16 protein-coding genes and 4 pseudogenes are annotated in these 18,525 nt (G+C 55.6%); 12 read left to right on the top strand and 8 right to left on the bottom strand.

Annotated elements, in window-relative coordinates:
- Positions 1-96: 96 nt before the first annotated feature.
- From HAT86_RS15640 to HAT86_RS15620, 5 genes and pseudogenes are all read left to right on the top strand, one after another.
- Positions 97-1,173: an IS110 family RNA-guided transposase gene (locus tag HAT86_RS15640; protein ID WP_167200021.1), complete on the top strand. Its 1,077-nt coding sequence runs from the start codon at positions 97-99 to the stop codon at positions 1,171-1,173.
- Between the two features lie 15 nt (positions 1,174-1,188).
- A pseudogene (locus tag HAT86_RS15635) lies at positions 1,189-1,485 on the top strand (transposase); the annotation flags it as partial.
- A gap of 219 nt (positions 1,486-1,704) precedes the next feature.
- Positions 1,705-2,766: an IS630 family transposase gene (locus HAT86_RS15630; protein ID WP_167200015.1), complete on the top strand. Its 1,062-nt coding sequence runs from the start codon at positions 1,705-1,707 to the stop codon at positions 2,764-2,766.
- Positions 2,767-2,850: 84 nt separating this feature from the next.
- Positions 2,851-3,624, top strand: coding sequence for a heparin lyase I family protein (locus tag HAT86_RS15625; RefSeq protein WP_167200012.1), 774 nt, complete (start codon positions 2,851-2,853; stop codon positions 3,622-3,624).
- Positions 3,587-3,940 (top strand): hypothetical protein, encoded by a 354-nt coding sequence (locus tag HAT86_RS15620; RefSeq protein WP_167200009.1) that lies wholly within the window; start codon positions 3,587-3,589, stop codon positions 3,938-3,940. The genes HAT86_RS15625 and HAT86_RS15620 overlap by 38 nt, the downstream gene beginning before the upstream one ends.
- Positions 3,941-4,446: 506 nt before the next feature.
- Here HAT86_RS15620 and HAT86_RS15615 read toward each other — a convergent pair.
- The 4 genes from HAT86_RS15615 to HAT86_RS15600 all read right to left on the bottom strand — a co-directional run bounded on the left by HAT86_RS15615 (position 4,447) and on the right by HAT86_RS15600 (position 7,875).
- A complete protein-coding gene (locus HAT86_RS15615) occupies positions 4,447-5,160 on the bottom strand; it encodes a hypothetical protein (protein ID WP_167200006.1) in 714 nt (237 codons plus the stop codon).
- A 430-nt stretch (positions 5,161-5,590) separates the two neighbouring features.
- Positions 5,591-6,451, bottom strand: coding sequence for a transglutaminase-like domain-containing protein (locus HAT86_RS15610; protein WP_231125938.1), 861 nt, complete (start codon positions 6,449-6,451; stop codon positions 5,591-5,593).
- Position 6,452: 1 nt separating this feature from the next.
- Positions 6,453-7,502: a permease gene (locus tag HAT86_RS15605; protein WP_167200003.1), complete on the bottom strand. Its 1,050-nt coding sequence runs from the start codon at positions 7,500-7,502 to the stop codon at positions 6,453-6,455.
- A 55-nt stretch (positions 7,503-7,557) separates the two neighbouring features.
- Positions 7,558-7,875 (bottom strand): ArsR/SmtB family transcription factor, encoded by a 318-nt coding sequence (locus HAT86_RS15600; RefSeq protein ID WP_167200000.1) that lies wholly within the window; start codon positions 7,873-7,875, stop codon positions 7,558-7,560.
- A gap of 367 nt (positions 7,876-8,242) precedes the next feature.
- Between HAT86_RS15600 and HAT86_RS15595 the strand changes: the two genes are divergently transcribed.
- The 6 genes and pseudogenes from HAT86_RS15595 to HAT86_RS16765 form a co-directional block, all read left to right on the top strand.
- Positions 8,243-9,901, top strand: coding sequence for a PHA/PHB synthase family protein (locus HAT86_RS15595; protein ID WP_408015031.1), 1,659 nt, complete (start codon positions 8,243-8,245; stop codon positions 9,899-9,901).
- Positions 9,902-9,922: 21 nt separating this feature from the next.
- Complete coding sequence (fabI, locus tag HAT86_RS15590; RefSeq protein WP_196780632.1) at positions 9,923-10,678, top strand: enoyl-ACP reductase FabI; 756 nt, start codon at positions 9,923-9,925, stop codon at positions 10,676-10,678.
- Positions 10,668-12,077, top strand: a complete 1,410-nt coding sequence (locus HAT86_RS15585; RefSeq protein WP_167199990.1) for a bifunctional enoyl-CoA hydratase/phosphate acetyltransferase — start codon at positions 10,668-10,670, stop codon at positions 12,075-12,077. The genes fabI and HAT86_RS15585 overlap by 11 nt, the downstream gene beginning before the upstream one ends.
- Positions 12,074-13,234: an acetate/propionate family kinase gene (locus HAT86_RS15580; protein ID WP_167199987.1), complete on the top strand. Its 1,161-nt coding sequence runs from the start codon at positions 12,074-12,076 to the stop codon at positions 13,232-13,234. Before HAT86_RS15585 ends, HAT86_RS15580 begins: the two co-directional genes overlap by 4 nt.
- A 651-nt stretch (positions 13,235-13,885) precedes the next feature.
- A pseudogene (locus tag HAT86_RS16770) lies at positions 13,886-14,050 on the top strand (transposase); the annotation flags it as partial.
- A pseudogene (locus tag HAT86_RS16765) lies at positions 14,045-14,335 on the top strand (IS256 family transposase); the annotation flags it as partial. The pseudogenes HAT86_RS16770 and HAT86_RS16765, both read left to right, overlap by 6 nt.
- Before the next feature lie 31 nt (positions 14,336-14,366).
- On the opposite strand, the pseudogene HAT86_RS15570 reads toward HAT86_RS16765, so the two are convergent.
- The 3 genes and pseudogenes from HAT86_RS15570 to HAT86_RS15560 all read right to left on the bottom strand — a co-directional run.
- Positions 14,367-14,507: pseudogene (locus HAT86_RS15570) on the bottom strand (transposase); the annotation flags it as partial.
- Between the two features lie 307 nt (positions 14,508-14,814).
- Positions 14,815-15,489, bottom strand: coding sequence for a response regulator transcription factor (locus tag HAT86_RS15565; RefSeq protein ID WP_167199981.1), 675 nt, complete (start codon positions 15,487-15,489; stop codon positions 14,815-14,817).
- Positions 15,486-17,294 carry a sensor histidine kinase gene (locus HAT86_RS15560; protein ID WP_167199978.1) on the bottom strand — a complete coding sequence of 603 codons (1,809 nt, stop codon included), beginning with the start codon at positions 17,292-17,294 and terminating at the stop codon, positions 15,486-15,488. Before HAT86_RS15560 ends, HAT86_RS15565 begins: the two co-directional genes overlap by 4 nt.
- Positions 17,295-17,739: 445 nt before the next feature.
- On the opposite strand from HAT86_RS15560, the gene HAT86_RS15555 reads away from it, so the two are divergent.
- Complete coding sequence (locus HAT86_RS15555) at positions 17,740-18,174, top strand: response regulator (RefSeq protein ID WP_196780631.1); 435 nt, start codon at positions 17,740-17,742, stop codon at positions 18,172-18,174.
- Positions 18,175-18,317: 143 nt separating this feature from the next.
- Here HAT86_RS15555 and HAT86_RS16925 read toward each other — a convergent pair.
- Positions 18,318-18,525 (bottom strand): hypothetical protein (locus HAT86_RS16925; protein ID WP_231125936.1); only part of this gene is annotated, 208 nt, incomplete at its 5' end.

The raw sequence follows: 18,525 nt of genomic DNA, 5'->3' as shown, positions 1-18,525 counted from the left end.
ACGACGTCATCCGGCAGTACCTGGAATTACATTCCTCCAAGTGATGCCTCCGGCGTCAGCCGGTGGTCCTTCACTTGCCGCAGGAGAGGACCATCAATGGCAGATCAATCAAAACTATCCCACGTCATCAGTGGCGTCGACACACACAAGGACTTGCATGTCGCAGCCATCGTAGATCATCAGGACCGTGTTCTTGGTACAGAGAGCTTCGCCACTACGCGGCAGGGCTATCGTTTAATGTTGGCATGGATGCGCACTTTTGGCGATGTGCAGCGTGTCGGAATAGAATGCTCAGGAAGCTACGGCGCGGGTTTGCTGCGGTATCTGCAAAATGCTGGTATTGAGGTTCTGGAGGTGACGGGGCCTGACAAACATGACCGGCGCCGTCGTGGCAAGAATGATGACTTCGACGCAGAAAGCGCGGCCCATGCGGCTTTTGCAAAACGGCAAACCGTTACACCACGCAGTCGTGACGGTATGGTCGAAAGCCTTCGAGTTCTAAGGGCTTGTCGCAAATCCGCTGTTCAGGCACGGCGCGTTGCTCTGCAGATGATCCAAATGAGCATCGTATGCGCCCCGGACAAACTGCGCGAACCATTGCGCAACATGACACGCATGCAACTGATCCGCACATTGGCAGCGTGGCGTCCTGACCTTACAGCATATCGAGAGGTCGAAGAGGCCTATCGCATCTCACTCAAATCCCTGGCCCGCCGTTACCTTGAACTACATGACGAGGTCGCTGATCTCGATGACATGATCGGGGCCATCGTCAAAGATCTTGCTCCTGAGCTCCTTGAACAGACTGCGATTGGCTTGAATAGTGCGGCGCAACTACTGCTGACGGCTGGCGATAACCCTGAGCGTTTGAGGTCCGAAGCCAGCTTTGCCGCACTTTGTGGAGTCAGCCCCGTCCCCGCATCCTCGGGCAAAACAGTTCGGCACCAGTTGAACAGAGGCGGTGACCGCGCAGCAAATAGCGCGATCCACATCATCGCAATCGGGCGGTTGCGACTAGACCCGCGCACCCAGACCTATGTTGCCAAACGCATTGCTGCAGGAAACTCAAAACTGGAGGCCATTCGCAGCCTCAAGCGTTACATAGCACGCGAGGTCTTTGGCATCATCATGAGGCGCCAGAAACAGATCAATCAAGCGCAAATCGCCGCTTGACACTTAGAAGGGCGTCAGGGGTCGCAGTTCACCAGCAGCGACTGGATCGATGAGCTGAAGAAGGCCAAGGTAAAGGTATCGATGGATGGCAAAGGCCGTTGGGTCGACAATCGCATGATCGAGCGGTTGTGGCGGTCTTTGAAATACGAATGCGTCTACCTGCGCGCCTTCGAGACCGGGTCACAGGCCCGAGACGGTATTGGGAAATGGCTGGCCTATTACAACGCCGAGCGGCCCCACTCGACCCACGGCATATTGACCCCCGACGAGGTCCATGCCAACAAAACTGAAACCATGAAAATAGCAGCCTGATGTGAAACCCTGATCCACCTTAAATGGGCTGCGTTCTGGTCGAAAATGCAGGACCACCTCTGTCTAGGGCTGTTCGTCCGGCGGATTTGCAAGCTTTGCGATTTGGCGCGAGATAGCAAACCCACAGATGCAACAGATTTTTGACGCTATACTCGGCGTCACAGAAAGTCCGAGATTTTAAGGCTTGACGTCCAATTGGTTAATGACTCAGGTAAGTACATGATCCGTGCTGGTTTTCTTTCTTCTTCAGAACGGCGTGAACTAGAGGTTTGCGTGCGTAGACAGCGTGAAGACCACGGGACTGCACATCGAGCCAACGCCATCTTGCTCCTTGATGACGGCGAAAGCTGCGTACAGATCGCGAAGTTTCTCTATCTGGACGATGATACCATTCGGGGCTGGTACAAGACCTACCGGGAGGCTGGCTGGGACGCCCTTTCGACCGACGGCTGGAAGGGTGGTCAGTCCCGCATAACGCCAGCTCAAGAGACGGAGCTGTGCGCTTGGCTGGACGAACGCTTCTGTCGATCCACCGTCGAGATCAGGGCGCATATCGCGGCACAGTATGGCGTGGACTACTCCCACTCAGGCTGCATCAAGCTCTTGGCACGGCTGGGCTATGAGTACCGAAAGCCGAAAGGGCTTCCGCGCGTCGCAAGTGCCGAGAAGCAGGCCGAGTTCATTGCCATGTATGAGCGGCTGCTGAACGGGTTGGGTGCCGATGAAGCCGTATACTTCGCCGATGCCGTGCATCCTGAATACCAGACAAAGCCCGCGTTTGGCTGGGTCAAGGCAGGCTCAAAACCCGCCGTGACAACTACCGCGGGGCGCGGGCGCGTGAACATCCATGGTGCGCTCAACCTTGAAACCTTCGATGCGCCCTTTGTTGAGCCAACCACCGTGGACGGGGGCAGCGCCGTGCAGCTCCTGGCCAAGATCGAGGCGCGCAATCCCGACAAACGCCTGATCTACGTGATCTGGGACAACGCTGCTTACCACAAGGGTCCGGATGTTTGTAAATTCCTTGCGCGGCCGAACTGCCGCATCCACCTGATCCAATTGCCGCCCTATTGCCCGCACCTGAACCCGATCGAACGATTATGGGCCATCATGCACCAATACGTCACCCACAATCACCACTACGCAACGCAAAAGCAGTTCGCGAATGCGATCCTCAGGTTCTTTCGAGAAACCCTGCCCAAAGAGTGGAAAACCTTCCAATCTCAGGTGTCAGACAACTTCAGGGTCGTCACACACGAGAAATTTCGGGTTTTGGTGTAAGCGCAGTATAGAGAATTTCAATGTTGAGCTGGTTGCTCGGAAATTTGTTCTCAGATATATACGAGAGCGGGAGAGGAATTGTCGATGAAACGCTTCATTATGTTTGCATGTCTCTGCTTTATGGCAGCATGTCAGAGTACGGATCAAAATTCTTTTGTGCCGATAGATCGTGGGACGTTTGATACCTTTACTCGCTCGTTGAACTCACGGTCTTATGCCTATCAGGTAATGCAAGACCCAACTGCCATGGCTCCAACGCGGTTAATCGAAAGGTTTGAGCTGCGATCGGGGGACTGTGGTGCAGATAGTGGGTGGAATGATTGCGCTACTGACCGTGAAAGAGTGGAGCTTAGCCAACGTGGCATACGAATTCCAGCTGGGTCTCGTGAATGGTATTCATGGTGGATTTACTTCCCGGACGATTATTCAGTTGCATATCCTGCGAAAACAACGTTGGGGCAGTTCCACCAACAAAGTTCTCATCCGGTTTGGATGTTTGGAATGCACCGAGATGGTAGTTACGTCTTGGATGAAAAGGTTCTTGGCGTCGCCAGGCAGAGGTATCCACTAATCGGACCAAGGGATTTGCGCGGAAAATGGCATAAAATAGAGGTGTTTGCACATTGGTCAAAGAAAGCTGATGGGCAATTTTCGGTTTGGGTGAACGGGCAAGAGAAACTAAACTATAGTGGGCAAACAATGACTGCAACTCGTGTGTATTTCAAATATGGTATCTACCGTTCGTTTATTAGTAGGTACAAAGAGGAGACTGGAATACCGGTTTTGCCTACCCAAGTTGTCTACTACGCCGGAGTGCGTCGTGCTGATACAAGAGAGGAACTGCAGTTTAAGTATTAGCAATAATCCTTGTGCTCAGTCAGCTGCACGACACACCCACGAAATCCTTCAAATGCTGTGGCGGGAACACGATGTCGCGCATGCTGAATTCCACCCGCACGTTGCCGACCTTGCGCCTTTCATTCAAGGCTACCTGCGCAAGAACTTGCAAACCAAACATTTGAAAATCGAGGTAGACAAGTTGGGCGGCTTGCTGAACGATCTGGACCTGACCATTTTCAACGCAAGGCTTGAGGACAACGAGCAATGGGGAACGCCATTTTATTACAAGAAATTGAAAAAGATGCTGCAGGGGTATCTCATCACGTGCGAGTAAGTGCTACGCTGCGAAGGATGGCCTGACGCTGAGCCAGCAAATCAAACCTGCGCATAAACAGTGTGTAGCGAGACTGTGTTTCCACAACTATGTGCGAACACTGTGTTCAAACACAGTGTTTTGGTTTACTGTGTTGAACACAGTCTTTTGCGATCTCGCATCGTCAGCACATCATCGCACATTATATCGCACACCTCGTTTTCGCGCAGATTAACACTTTAATTTCAAGAACTTAAAAATAACGCAAGTCTTGAAAATCTTCGTGTCGGTTGTTCGATTCCGCCCCCGGGCACCACTTAAAATAGTAAAAACAACGACTTAACCATGGCACAGTTTTACAAAATGCGTTGCACAGTCATCGCACAGTTTTGTCGCGTGTTTAGCTGGTTGATTTGCTGTGTTGAACACAGTGTTTGCGGTTGCTGTCTTGAACAAAGTTTTTCCAACACAGTCTCCAAACACAGTGGCGCGAAACAGGTGATTTGCGAGCTGTGTGGCCTGCAATACTACCATCGTGGTTCAGGCATATAGGCCAAATCTTTGAGCGCCTTGCTTGCGTCAGCGCGACCACCGTAAGTGCCAAGAACATCTGCTTTTGAACTGTCGTCCACACTATTAACACGCGACAGGTGCCAACGCTTGTTCGGCGCAGGCTCTAAACGAAACGTACGACCATTTATTCTGCAGTACCAACATTTTGAGCCAGCGAGCTGTGTCCAGCCGATGTCGGCCCCGCCCAAGAGTTTTTGCTCTCGCGCCAAGCGTTCCTGCTCGCGGTGAAGGCGTTCCCGCTCTTCCAGCTCTATCAGCTCCTGCTCAATAAGCCCCACGATTGCCGCCAACTCTGTTCCCTGTTCCCGTTCGCGCTTGTAAATATCCAGACAGAATTCTTGCTGCTCTTCAAAGGCAAATTCGTTCTCGTCTTCCTCCATCTGTAGCCGCCGCTGCTCAACGTCTGTGTTGGTCAGCTTCGGTCCCGGCAGCAGGTTCAGCGCATCACGAAGGTCGCTGGTTGGAACCCAGCATCGTAGGGCTTCACGAAGCAACACTTCGCGTTGACCATCCCACTTCGTCCAAATTGAGTTGCCACGATCAACCGTCTTCACGATTTCTCGCGCCAGCTTGCGTAGATAAAGGGGATCGCGGATGTGTCGAAGGGATGGGCTGCGTACGTAGTCAGCCAGCAATCTCTGCACACCGTAAATTCTGTCGTCTTCCATTGTATTTCCGCCTGAGTCGTGGTGCAGAGTGTTCCTTGCTCATTCTTGGGTCTGAAAGGTTGGCTGAACAGGATTTTTCCAAATCGTCTCGCAACACAGTAGCGCGAAATGCAGGTTTAAGCACGCTGTTGCGAGCGTTATTGCAAACATGGTTGTTCCGGCCAACGGCTTGTTTGTGGAAAGGCTTTGCGATGACATCCACGCCTCTCCTTGGTTCCAAAATTACCAAGCAAAGCGTCTACAAATCTAGGGGCATCTCAAGGGGCAACTCAGAGTGCGTCAGTTGCGATGGGTATTTCACATCGACTCTGAAAGGGCCCTTGGGAGCGGTTAACCGCCGGGTGTGGCCAAGGATGTTGAACGAGGCCCAACACGTGTTTGTGTTGGGCCCCTTTATGTCAGGTGGAAAACATATCTTGGATATGACGGCTCAGGCCGGAGCGGTCTCCACCACGCGGATATTTGGCGCCGCGAAGTTGCTGACACGCCCGTCGGCGACGGCCGTAGGCTCGATCAGCGCCTTCATTTCGCAGATGCCAAGATCGGGAAAATTCAGGCCCATCGAGTGGAAACAGGCGAACCGCCGTCCAGGCTTGGGGTTAAGATCCGGACGGATGTCGTGGGTGCCGAGTTTCAGGTGATGGGCAATATCCCATTCTGCGGTCGCGCCGTCGATCCGGGTGACAACCCAGCAATGGCCATCCTCGCAGGTGCCGCCCTTTTCTTGGGGGAAGAAGAACCCGGTGATGTAGCCTGCCTCGATCCCGGCGGCGCGGAGGGCGGCGATGAAATAGGTGTTGATGTCCACGCAGGAGCCTTCCGTCAGGCCGCACCCCAAGGCCGGGATCACGTCGAACCCGTCGTTGAACCGCGTGTCCGGGTGGCCGTAGGTGAAGCGACTGGCCACGTGACAGGCCACAGCGATTGCCCGCTCTGTGCCGGTGAGATCGCCGACGACCTCGGTAATCTCATCCAACAGATCCTCGGCAAAGCGGGTAAAGCGCGAGGGATGCGGTGTAAAGATCGCATCGGCATACTTGCCGACGGAGGGCGTGACCTGGAACTTGACGGAAAATTCGGCGCTGCCGGGGATCATGCGGTAGGCGCGCTGGTCTGTGGTTGTCTCCACCACCTCGGTCATCTCGGGCGTTGGGACGGCGGTGCAGGTGCCATGTGGGGTCACCAGCCCGCCGGGTATCAGAACCTCGCGTGCAAGGTCGGGTAAGCGCGCGGAATAGGTCAGGTGCATGTTGCGGTCCTCCTGTGCCGATGATGCGATGTTTGGCCCCATATCACGCCATGTTCCATAGCTGGAAAAGCAGCCCGGCCACGAAAGCGCCCGAAAGCGACAGGGCGATGTAGAGTGCAAAGACTTGGGGCCGGGCCAGCGCCCAGACCGCCAGCGCCGCCGGGATCGAGGTGACGCCACCGGCCACAAGGAACGCAAGGCCCGCACCGGGCGCCATCCCTTGCTCCATAAGCCCGCCCACGAGGGGCAGGGCCGCATATCCGTTGAGGTATGCAGGAACCCCGACGAATGTGGCGGTTATGATCGGCAAAAGCCCTTCACCGCCAAGCGTGGAGGTGACTGTCTCGGCTGGTAACCAAGCAAGCATCAGGCTTTCAAGAAGAAACGCCAGTGTCAGCCATTTGGCAAGGAAGAGGGTGGTCTTCGTCGCTTCGCGTCCGAATTTTGTGCGGCGCTCGGCCTCCTGCCAAAAGCGCCAGACGACCGGTTTGGGCTCGCGGACCTTCGAGCCGCCGCAGCCGCCGTTGCCAATGTCCTCGCGGAGCGGATTGGAAAGCGCCCCGCCGCGGGCCAGAAGGTGCACCACCAGCCCCCCAAAGCTGCCGAGGCCGATGGCGGCAAGGGTCTTGGCGATCGCGAACTGCATGTCGAGAACCCCTGCGGTCAGCACAAACATGGAGGGGTCCATGATCGGCGAGGCAAGCCAGAAGGCCATGACCGCCGAAAGTGGCACGCCCATCGCCAGTAGCGCCGCGATAAGAGGGATGACACCGCAGGAACAAAAGGGCGAGAGGCCACCGGCAAGCGCCCCGAAGATGATCATCAGAAGCGGCGCGCCGGTGAACGCCTTTGCAATCAGATTGTCTGCGCCCGTTGCGCCCGCCCATGCGGCGATGCCAATGGACAGCAACAGGTAAGGCGCAGTTTTCAACAGCGCGGCACCTGCGAAGGCTGCACTGTCGGCGGCCTGCATCGGATCGAAGACTGCGAGAATTGCGAGGATCGCCGCAGAGGCCAGCCAGACCCTTTGGTTGCCCCAGAGGCTTCGAAGCGCGGCGCGCTGTCCGGCTGTGCGAAGTGTTGTGTCGGCCATCACTATATATCCAGTTTTGTAGTTATTTTAGGGGTAAAAAAAGAGGGTGTATGCGTCATGCGGCATCCTTGGACGGCCTGAGCGTGACCCCGGAACAACACTCCGAGGTTAGGAAGCTCAGGACTTGATGCATCGCGGGAAAGTCCACCCGGTTCAGCACTTCGCGCCCTTGCTTGTCTTGCACGACGAGGCCCGCATCGACCAGAGCCGATAGGTGATGCGCAAGCGTCGACGGCGCAAGTCCGAGATGCGCGCCGATATCGCCAACGCGCAATCCCTCTTCACCGGCCTTTACAAGAAGCCGGAAAATCGAAAGGCGGGCGTCATGGCCAAGGGCGGCCAGCGCCCGGGCGGTGGGGCTATTGGTGCTCATGCGCAAAACATAACCAATAAACTGGTTTTGTCGAGTCATTTCTAGAGTGGCCACCACGCGCGCGCGCCGTCGCGGCCGTGTCAGCCGGTGCTTTGGTGGTTAGACCAGCATTTGGCATTCGATATTTGCCTTTTTGCAAAGGTTATCAAATTGGCAGTATTGGCCAATGTCCGGCTCTGACGATCAAAATTCAGTCTATTGGCCAGAAAAATGCTGCAGCGCAGCAAGTTTTGCATGGATGTCATATCTCTGCCTTAGGTATGGTGTGACTGAGAAATTCAAAGTACTGTTCTGGATGCAAGACTTCAAGACCGCACGTACAACTGACGCATCGCCGGATCCTAAGGATAACACTACTGCGCGCCCTTTGCGTCAGACCTTGGCCCGCCACACCGGAAGCAGTTCGCCCGCATCGTTTTTGCCCATGTGGACCAATTGGGGTTTGCATCTGAGCATGGCGCCCGACAAGCAATTGGACTTGGCGCAGACGGCACTGAAACACTGGGCCAACTGGGCGCACTACGTGGCCCAAGGATGCCCGACCGAGGCCGAGGCGCGTCCCACTCCTATTCCAAAGACAGACCGGCGCTTTCACGGTGAAGGATGGGAAAAGCCACCGTTTGCGGCCATGGCGCAGGGATTTCTGCTTGCTGAAGACTACTGGGACAAGGTCACGTCGGATATCCCCGGTCTGGACCCATCGCATGACCGGGCGCTGACCTTTTTGACCCGGCAAGTGTTGGATGCGGTTGCGCCATCCAACTTCGTGGCAACCAACCCCGACGTTCTGGCGCGCACGATCGAGACCGGCGGTATGAACCTGCACCACGGGTTTTCGCGCTTCGTTCAGGATCAACAAGATCAGGATCGCAAGACCGGCAATGCCCAGGTAGGGGCCGAGGTCGCCACGGCCCCGGGGCATGTTGTTTTCCGTAATCATTTGATCGAGTTGATCCAGTATGCCCCAACCACCGAGACGGTCCACCCGGAACCGATCCTGATCGTGCCGGCATGGATCATGAAGTATTACATTCTTGATCTCAGCCCCGACAATTCGCTGGTGCGCTATCTGACCGATCAGGGCTTTACCGTGTTCATGATTTCATGGCGCAACCCGGATGCCGCAGATGCAGATTTAGGAATGCAGGATTATCTGGACCAAGGGCCGCGTGCCGCGATTGATTATATTTCGTCTGTGACAGACGCCGCGAAAATCCATACGACCGGCTATTGCCTTGGCGGCACGTTGTTGTCGATCACAGCGGCAACCATGGCGCGCGATGACGACGACCGGTTGGCCAGCATGACCCTGCTTGCGGCGCAGACCGACTTTAGCGAGCCGGGCGAATTGAGCCTGTTCATCAACGAAAGCCAAGTGTCCTTTCTGGAAGATATTATGCAGGCACAGGGCTACCTCGATGCCGACCAGATGATGAGCGCTTTTCAGATGATGCGCTCGAACGATCTGTTCTGGTCGCAAATGGTCAGGAAATACCTGCTTGGCGAAGACGATGCGCCGATGAATGAGTTGATGGCCTGGAATGCGGATACCACGCGGATGCCAGCACGCATGCACTCGGAGTATCTGCGCCACATGTTTTTGAACAATGATCTGGCCGCCGGTCGCTATCATGTTGAAGGCGACCCGGTTTCGCTTCGCGATATCCGCATTCCGGTTTTTGGTGTGGGCACGGAAACGGACCACATCGCGCCTTGGCAGTCTGTCTTCAAGATCCACCAATTGGCCCACGCTGATGTCACCTTCGCGCTGACCAATGGTGGGCACAATGCCGGCGTGATCTCGGAGCCGGGTCATAAGCGCCGCCATTTCCGAATCCACACCACACGCGATGTCGACAAAGCCCTGTCCCCGGATGACTGGATAACCGCCGCAACACTGGAAGACGGCAGTTGGTGGCCGGCTTGGGCGGCATGGCTGGCTGATCTGTCCGGGCCACGCAGCGCGCCACCAAAAATGGCCAAGTCGCTGGCCCCTGCGCCCGGCACATATGTTATGATGGAGTAAGTCATGCTGCCCGAAAACGAACTGCTGAAAGGCAAGAAAGGCCTGATCGTCGGGATTGCCAAGGCGCAATCAATTGCGGCGGGATGTGCCATGGCTTTCAAGGCCTCGGGTGCAGAGCTGTGCATCACCTATCAAAACGACAAGGCGCGCAAACACGTCGAACCTGTGGCCAATGCGGCCGGGGCAGACATGTTATTGCCGCTGGACGTGACGGATCACGCCCAGACGGACGCGGTGTTTTCCGAAATTGAAAAAAACTGGGGCAAATTGGATTTTCTTTTGCACTCCATCGCCTTTTGTCCGCAGGACGATTTGCACGGGCGGGTCATAGACTGTTCGCAACATGGCTTTGGGCTGGCGATGGATGTGTCTGTTCATTCCTTGATCCGGCTGGCCAACCGGGCCGAGCCGCTGATGCAAAACGGTGGCACCATCCTGACCGTGTCCTACCATGGCGCTGAAAAAGTGGTGGATCACTACAATGTCATGGGGCCTGTCAAAGCTGCGTTAGAGGCGACGACGCGCTATCTGTCGGTCGAACTGGGGCCCAAGAATATCCGGGTGAACGCGTTGTCACCGGGGCCTTTGCAGACCCGTGCCGCGTCGGGCATCGATCACTTCGATACGCTGATCGACGATGCCAAGACCCGCGCGCCCTTGCACCGGCTCACGACGATCGACGAGGTCGGCGCAATGGCGGCCTGTCTTGTCACCGATTTCGCCCGTTCGGTCAGTAGCAACACCGCCTATATCGATGGGGGGCATCATGTCGTCTGAAGAAAACGCCCCACTGGAATTTATTGAAAACCGCCCGTTTGACGACATCGAAGTCGGTGAAACCGCGGAACTTGTCCGCACCCTCACGGCACAGGATATCGACGCCTTCGCGGTTGTCTCGGGCGATGTGAACCCTGCTCATGTCGATGTGGAATTTGCCGAAGGGGGCGTGTTTCACAAGATGATTGCCCATGGAATGTGGGGCGGCGCGCTGATTTCCAACGTGCTTGGCACGCAATTGCCCGGGCCGGGTACGATCTATCTGGAACAATCCCTGAAATTCCTCAAACCTGTCGGTATCGGCGATACCGTCACCGTGCGGGTCACGGTGGCGCAAAAGCATGCTGACAAAAAGCGCCTGACGCTGGCTTGCACCTGCACCAACGGGGATGGCGCGCCGGTGATCTCGGGCGAGGCCCATGTGATTGCGCCCGACCGGAAAATTCGCAGGCCAAGGGTAACGATGCCTGATCTGGTGCTGCACAAACACGGCGAAGTGCATGGCGACCTTTTGGCCCGCGCACAGCGCCTCGCGCCGTTGCCCACTGCCGTCGTTCACCCTTGCGACCAGGCCGCGCTTGCCGGGGCGCTGCGGGCGCGCGATCTGGGCCTTCTGGAGCCTGTGCTGGTCGGGCCCGAAGACCGGATCAAAGCGGTGGCGGCACATAATGCGCTTGAGATCGGCGGGCTGACGATCCTTGACGCGCCGCACAGCCATGGCTCGGCGGATATCGCCGCATCCTTGGCGCGTGACGGCAAGGTCCAAGCCTTGATGAAAGGCGCGCTTCATACCGATGAGATCATGTCCGCCGTGGTGTCGAAGTCCAGCGGTCTGCGCACCGAACGTCGGATGAGCCATGTTTATGTCATGGATGTCCCGACCTATCAGAAGCCGCTGATCATAACCGATGCGGCCATCAACATCGCACCCGATCTGGCGACCAAGGCCGATATCATCCAGAACGCGATTGATCTGGCCCTTGCCATCGGCATCGAAACGCCCAAGGTGGCCCTTCTTTCGGCGGTCGAGACGATAACGCCGCGTTTGCAATCCACGGTCGATGCCGGGGCCCTGTGCAAAATGGCGGATCGCGGTCAGATCACCGGCGGGCTGCTGGATGGCCCGTTGGCCTTCGACAATGCAGTGTCGATGCGCGCGATGGCGACCAAGCACATCGTGTCACCGGTGGCGGGACAGGCCGATGTGCTTGTCGCCCCTGATCTTGAGGCCGCCAATATGATTGCCAAGCAGTTGATGTATCTGGCAGGCGCAGAGGCGGCGGGCATTGTCTTGGGGGCACAGGTGCCGATCATCCTGACCAGCCGCGCCGATGATGAACGCACCCGCACCGCATCTGCGGCGATTGCGGCGCTTTTCAGCGCCGCGCATTGCGCATGACTGGCCTTCTGACGCTGAACGCGGGCTCGTCGTCGTTGAAGTTCGGGCTTTACAAGGAGGCCGACGAGCCTGAGTTGCTGGTTCATGGCCAAATCGACGGTATCGGACGCGCGGCACAGTTGATCGTGAAGAGCGGCGAGGCCGAGACACGCGATCAGGTTGACGCCCCAACCCAACACGCGGCATTGCAGCGCGTCATGGCCGCGCTTGCGCCGTATACACGTGGCATGCAGATCAGCGGGGTCGGCCACCGGGTTGTGCATGGCGGCCCGGATTTTGCTGCCCCCACGCTCTTAACCCCAGAGGTTCAGTGCGCGCTGGAAGCCCTTAGCCCCCTTGCTCCATTGCACCAGCCGCACAATTTGGCCGGTGTCGCCGCAGCGCGTGACATGTTTCCCGGCGCCATACAGGTGGCCTGTTTCGATACCGCCTTTCACCGCGGACACCCTTGGGTGAATGATGCGTTTGCGATCCCCCGGTCGCTTTATGACGAGGGTATTCGCCGCTATGGATTTCATGGGCTGAGCTACGATTATGTGACCGGTGTGATCGCCCGGGACTTCCCGGAATTGCACGCCGGTCGGGTGATCGTCGCCCACCTTGGCAATGGCGCGTCGATCTGCGCGATACGGCAGGGCCGAAGCATCGGGTCGACGATGGGGTTTTCGGCGCTGGACGGGCTGCCCATGGGCACGCGCTGTGGGCAGATCGACCCCGGGGTCATATTGTACCTGATCGAACAAAAAGGCATGACGCCGCGTGAGGTCCAAAACCTGCTCTACAAGGAAAGTGGCCTGCTGGGCTTGTCGGATCTCTCTGGTGACATGCGCACATTGCTGGCGTCAAGTGAACCGGCCGCCAAACAGGCCATCGACTATTACGTCTTTCGCGCGCGCCGTGAAATTGGCGCTCTGACTGCGGTCTTGGGTGGGGTGGACGCATTGGTGTTTTGCGGTGGGGTCGGTGAAAACGCGAGCGAAATTCGGCAACGGATCGTCGAAGGGCTGGACTACCTGGGGCTGGAGATGAACGGCATGGAGTCTCCGGACCCGCGCGACATCGGCACGGGGGTGGCGCGCATCCTTGTGATCCCAACAGACGAAGAGCGCGTCATCGCCAGAGCCGTGCATGACGCGGTCACAGAAACTCTGCAGTAGCCCGGCCTGAAGCGATGGGCTGATTGCACTGGTTTTCGGGGTGCCATGACTGGACTGGCAAGACAGCCTTGCCACAAACCTGACCTGATATGCGGTGACCCAACCAGTGAGCCACCGCAGAGCCTACAGAATAATTGGGCGAAGTCGCGACCGCAGATCGTCGCTCGGCTGGTGCGTCGCAATACAAACCACAACTATACCTTCTGTGCGGCGTCACTTCGAAAGAGATCTCTTCGAGCGGTAATCCCCTTATTTTCAACGGGGCATGGGGCTTGTTGGGGTCGTAAGCGGCTCGAAAGGCGTCATGCGTGTGTGACCCTCGCGATGTCCGGGGGCTGGAAGCAGACCCTGTGTCCCAGTCGTGTGTCACAGTTGCGAGAAATTGGAGACGCCAGCGCAGCTAATCGCAGTAACACGCGTTATATCAGTGACTTAGGAGGAACTTGGCTGGGGTGGTAGGATTCTCTTATAAGTGATTGACCCGCTCTATAAAGATAGAGAATTTAAGTATATGGTGTCAATGCTGAGTGCGAAAAAAACAATAATGTGCACCAGATCGTGTTTCACCTTCGCAGAGGTCGAGATGATTGGACCTGTCGCGGTTTGGTGCCGCTCCTTTGATAGCATAATGTGCAGCAAAGGAGATGAACCATGGGCACAGGAAGAACGGAAGAATTCCGCAAGAATGCGGTGCGAATTGCGCTGACCAGCGGTCTGACACGGCGTCAGGTTGCAGACGATTTGGGCGTTGGGTTTTCGACGCTGAACAAGTGGGTGAACGCACACCGCGACACCGATGTGGTGTCACCCGAGGATCGCGAGGCGCTCATCGCCTTCTTCGACTTCCTGGCCGATCACTTGGATCACATGCGCACGGGCAATCCGATCGAGGGCGTCTTCGCCACGGTCCGGCACCGGACCGTGCGAACCAAGGGGGCGCTGTCGCAGAAGGCGACGAAGCTCATGGTCTTCAAGCCCGTTCAGGTCGCCGCAAAGACATGGCGGCGTCTGAAGGGCGCCAATCAGTTGCCTTTGGTCATCGAAGGCGTCACATTCACCGACGGTGTCGCCGCAAACGACACTGCAAAGCGCGCCGCTTGATCAGGCCGCGTCACCCAATATCCCGCATAGATCCGCCAAACTTAGCCTGCCATTTATAAAAACTGGCGCTGCTCATGCCATGCTCTCGGCATAGTTCCGAGACTGGCACGCCGCCCTCCACCTGCTTCAGAATCACCATGATCTGTGCGGGGGTGTATGGTCCGTTCTTCACCGTAAATCTCCTCAGATATCTTGCCGAGAAAATTCTACTCTTGAAGACCACTTATTTTAGTGGGGATTGCCCCGTGGCCTAATTTTGCACTGCCGTTCTCATCCGTAGATGCCATCGCGAAACTCCTGTACCGATCTACATCGGGCACGGCGTCGCAGGTCAGACAATCGGGTAAAAGGTGAGGGCCAGCGAACGCTTACTTTGATCGACAGACATTAGGCGAATTCAAGCGGTGGTCGCAACAGTTCCGGAATGGAGGTTGTGATGACAACCCAAAACGCGCTTCGAGTCAGCACCAAACTGACGATCAAACTTCCTTTAAACCGATGCTTACAGTTAGCTTATAGCCATAGTTTCGGATCACTTTTATTGGCTGGGTGGACGCGCCAGCGGCTTTCATTTTTTTTCGCAACCGTACAATGCGCACTTCGAGTGTGGATTTACTGATTTCATCGGCTGACTGCCACAGGGTTGTGATCTCACTGATTGCCAATCTGGTGTCCGGAGCCTGAATGAACTTGGTCAAAAGGTCCACCTCATCCGCAGATACGGAGACTGTATCGGCAGGCCCCGAAAGTGTCATTGAGAATGGATCGAGAAGCAGTTCGGTGGCCGGTTTCGGCAATCGCCGAGACAGCGCGGTGACGGCCCCCACCAGCTCTAATGCGGAGCTGGGCTTGGCAAGATAAATATCGGCACCATTTTCATACCCGATATTCCGTTCTTCGGGCTTGTCACGGGCTGTAAGAATTATAATGCCAATTCGCGGGTGTTCAGCGCGGATGCGTCTTGCCGTTGTGATCCCGTCTAAACCCGGCAAATTCAGATCAAGAATTACAATGTCGACGGTGCGCAGATTACTGCCGCTCCACAAGGCCTCGGCACTCTCAAAGGCCACAACATGATGCCCTGCATCTGCAATGAGATCCACAAGGGATTCGCGCATATTTCTGTGATCTTCGACAATGACGACGTTTATCATGGAAACCATATCCTAAACCTTATGCGTTGATCCTGTGGAACATAGTCCAGCCGGCCCCCCATGAGGGCAGTAAGGCTGTGCGCGATATAAAGTCCAAGCCCGGAGCCGATCTCTCTTTTGGCTAATGGATTTCGGTAATATCTCTCGAACACCTTGTCTGGATCTGGTGCGCCTACGTCACCTTGGAGGTTTTCGAACAAAATCGAATATCCATCACCCACCTGGCTGATTGAAATCCATATGTCCGAGTTGGATGGGGCATACTTCTGTGCGTTTTCAAGCAGGTTTCCGAACACAACCCCCAGCAAGACTGGATCACCCAAAACAACGGCCTTATCCGGCGACTGTAATTCGATGCGCGATGGCGTCATGCTACCAGAGCGTAGTTTCTGTAAGATCTCAACGACATCACACTGCCGCAGATTTAACGCCTGCTCTTTTTTATCAACGGCGATCAATTGATCACAACGATCAATAAGATTTTTTAAGCCACGAATTGCTTCGCTTGCCCGTTCACGTTGCCGGTCGCTGATATTTGGTGTTGATATGGACATGTTGATCACGCCAAGGGCGTTTTTGGCTTCATGGCCAAGCATCTCGATAAACTCAGAAAGTGTATGATTTTGTTCCTTTTGCAGAGCCGTCTGTCTCTCCACCTCGAACTTGTCGGCCTCGGCTTGGCGCGCGGCTTGAAAAAGGTCTCGGGCGCGCAGATGCAAAAGCAAAAACATCAGCAGCCCAGTTGAAAGGCCGTGGATCATATACCCATGGGTTGCAAGGGCTGTGATATCAATCACCCCCAAGACCGCAAACGCATTAAAAAAGAATGACATGGACAGCAAACCATAGATCACCCGCATCGTGACCAAGCCCGGGGATCCGGCCTTTTTCGCGGTTGCCGCATTGGCCAGAAACACAAAAGGCGCCGCCGCAAGGCAGGCGGCATTGATTTGTAACGCAAGTATAGGATCAAAGGATACAAAAAGAACAAAGGCGCAAACGATCACCACCAGTTGAATATCGAACAAGCGGCTGGCCAGCCATGCGGGGTTGAAACGGCGCATCACATGGCGGTGAAAAGCAACCGAAAAAAAGGACGATACGAACACACTCGTCCGGAATACCCCATAGCGTATGTCCGGCGACAATTGAGGCAAAAGGGTGTCACCATATCCCAGATACAAGGTGTTGTTCACCAGCCAGAAGAACTGCAGCGCGGCAAACCATGAGAAAAGAGTTTCCCGCGTGATCACCAGCATGTTCAGCGCCCATAGGAACAGAACAAACATGAGGCTCAGATAGGTGATCTGTACGATATACCTCTGTCCTGTTCTCGCGAGGGCCTTAGACTGGGGCAAGGCACTAATGTCGAGCCATATAGACCCGCTTGATTCAATTCGGACAAAATAATCTGCCCCACCTTTTGGGGGGCTAACACGGAACCCGGGCAACGGTGAGGGCCAGTCAGGTGTCAGCACCTGATATTGAATATCGCCCAATTCCGTGTCACCGCCGTGTGATCCTGTGATCTTTGGCCGGTAAAACCTGAGGTCGTCCGGCATGCCGGAGCCGAACAATACAACCACCTCACCTTCGTCTTGTGTGGGCAGGATGCGAAGGCGCACCCATTCAGCGGAAGTCGTATAGCCGAGGGATATGGTGTCCCTGACGGGTTTGAAAGTCTCCTGCAGAACGTCATCAATACTCAAGGAGGTTGTTACATCTTCGAACAGCCCAACACTTTCGATCAGGTTGTCCTGAGCGGTCGCAGGTGCGGCTAGTGCCCCAAACAACAACGTCAGCATGAACACCTTAAGCTGACAAATGACGATATGTCCGAGGTGGCTGGGCATGGCTGGCTTTCAGTGACTGCTCAGGCTGAGCCGATCACACAAATTATTATGCAGGTTGCAGTGCAAGCTTTTGACATAAATTCACGTTGCTCCACAAGCCTATGACTGTACTCTGGTGCCAGTGGGTTATACTTAAGATAGACTTTATTAACTCTTGCCTGCTTTTTCTTACGTATCTTGACTTGTATCCTACAAACACCTACTGAGAAGCAGATGAGTCTGGATCTGCAACAGGGTACCAGCGCTATGGAGATGCGCGAACAAAGAGGGCCGATGACAATGGATGATCTTATGTTGAAGCGCTGCAACTCTGCGACGCGTGGTCCCTTGGACCATGTCGCGTGGGACCGTGACGCAGGGATGGAATTGAAAGCCCGTTACGCGAAAGGGTTTCGTTTTGGATAGTCCAAGTCTTCACCCGAATATAGGAGGGTCCACTCCGTTAAGTGAACTTGGAAAGATTCTGATCGTCGACGACGATGAGACGAACAGATTAGTTGTGCGCGTTCTGATGGAGCGCCGTAACTATCACGTCAGCGAAGCGGCAAGTGGCCCAGAAGCGATTGACTTGGTCAAGGCCGAACCGTTCGACGTTGTGCTTATGGATCTTAGCATGCCGGGCATGGATGGTTTTGAAGCAGCGCGACGTATCCGAGAGCACAATGCAGACCGCACGCTGCCCGTGGTGGCGCTGACCGCGCATACAAGTCAACAGCATCAGACCCTGTGCCGCCAAGAAGGCATGAACGCAGTGCTGCGCAAGCCACTGGATGCTGAACAATTGGACAGGCTGATGGCCTTGCTGAAAATGAACGTAAACAACGCCATTTGATGAGCCGGGATTAACAGTCCCATCCGGCTGAGTTTGGAAGGCTGCGGACTCTTAAAACTCGATCCACAGCCCGACATATGCTAGTCTGACCATAGGTCTGACACTGCGTGGCGCGTCCTCGTATAGTGGAAATTATAGAGCCATTAAGATATGTAGCCGAGTGTTGCTGTCGCTGCACCACATGCCGCCGGTTCGCCAAGGATGACATCGAAGAATGTATGTCTCTTGACCGTAATGGCGTCCTCTTCAACCTTACTTATCGGGCGCTTCTGAACGGAGTTATTGTCAAATCTGGTGTTTGAGGGTTCTCGGTCATGCGGCGATCTGGTCTGTGGTTGTGGCTTCAATTCC

The sequence above is a fragment of the Roseovarius gahaiensis genome (assembly GCF_011601345.1).
GTDB classification, from domain to species: Bacteria; Pseudomonadota; Alphaproteobacteria; order Rhodobacterales; family Rhodobacteraceae; genus Roseovarius; species Roseovarius gahaiensis.
Note: the sequence above shows the minus strand (reverse complement) of the source record. Positions and strands in the feature narration are given on the sequence as shown.

Excerpts from the sequence above, each read along its gene's own strand:
- HAT86_RS15615 (WP_167200006.1), bottom strand. The coding sequence starts at position 5,160 with ATGGAAGACGACAGAATTTACGGTGTGCAGAGATTGCTGGCTGACTAC.
- HAT86_RS15630 (WP_167200015.1), top strand. The coding sequence starts at position 1,705 with ATGATCCGTGCTGGTTTTCTTTCTTCTTCAGAACGGCGTGAACTAGAG.
- HAT86_RS15565 (WP_167199981.1), bottom strand. The coding sequence starts at position 15,489 with ATGATAAACGTCGTCATTGTCGAAGATCACAGAAATATGCGCGAATCC.
- HAT86_RS15625 (WP_167200012.1), top strand. The coding sequence starts at position 2,851 with ATGAAACGCTTCATTATGTTTGCATGTCTCTGCTTTATGGCAGCATGT.
- HAT86_RS15640 (WP_167200021.1), top strand. The coding sequence starts at position 97 with ATGGCAGATCAATCAAAACTATCCCACGTCATCAGTGGCGTCGACACA.
- HAT86_RS15605 (WP_167200003.1), bottom strand. The coding sequence starts at position 7,502 with ATGGCCGACACAACACTTCGCACAGCCGGACAGCGCGCCGCGCTTCGA.
- HAT86_RS15610 (WP_231125938.1), bottom strand. The coding sequence starts at position 6,451 with ATGGGGCCAAACATCGCATCATCGGCACAGGAGGACCGCAACATGCAC.
- HAT86_RS15585 (WP_167199990.1), top strand. The coding sequence starts at position 10,668 with ATGTCGTCTGAAGAAAACGCCCCACTGGAATTTATTGAAAACCGCCCG.
- HAT86_RS15560 (WP_167199978.1), bottom strand. The coding sequence starts at position 17,294 with ATGCTGACGTTGTTGTTTGGGGCACTAGCCGCACCTGCGACCGCTCAG.
- HAT86_RS15600 (WP_167200000.1), bottom strand. The coding sequence starts at position 7,875 with ATGAGCACCAATAGCCCCACCGCCCGGGCGCTGGCCGCCCTTGGCCAT.
- HAT86_RS15580 (WP_167199987.1), top strand. The coding sequence starts at position 12,074 with ATGACTGGCCTTCTGACGCTGAACGCGGGCTCGTCGTCGTTGAAGTTC.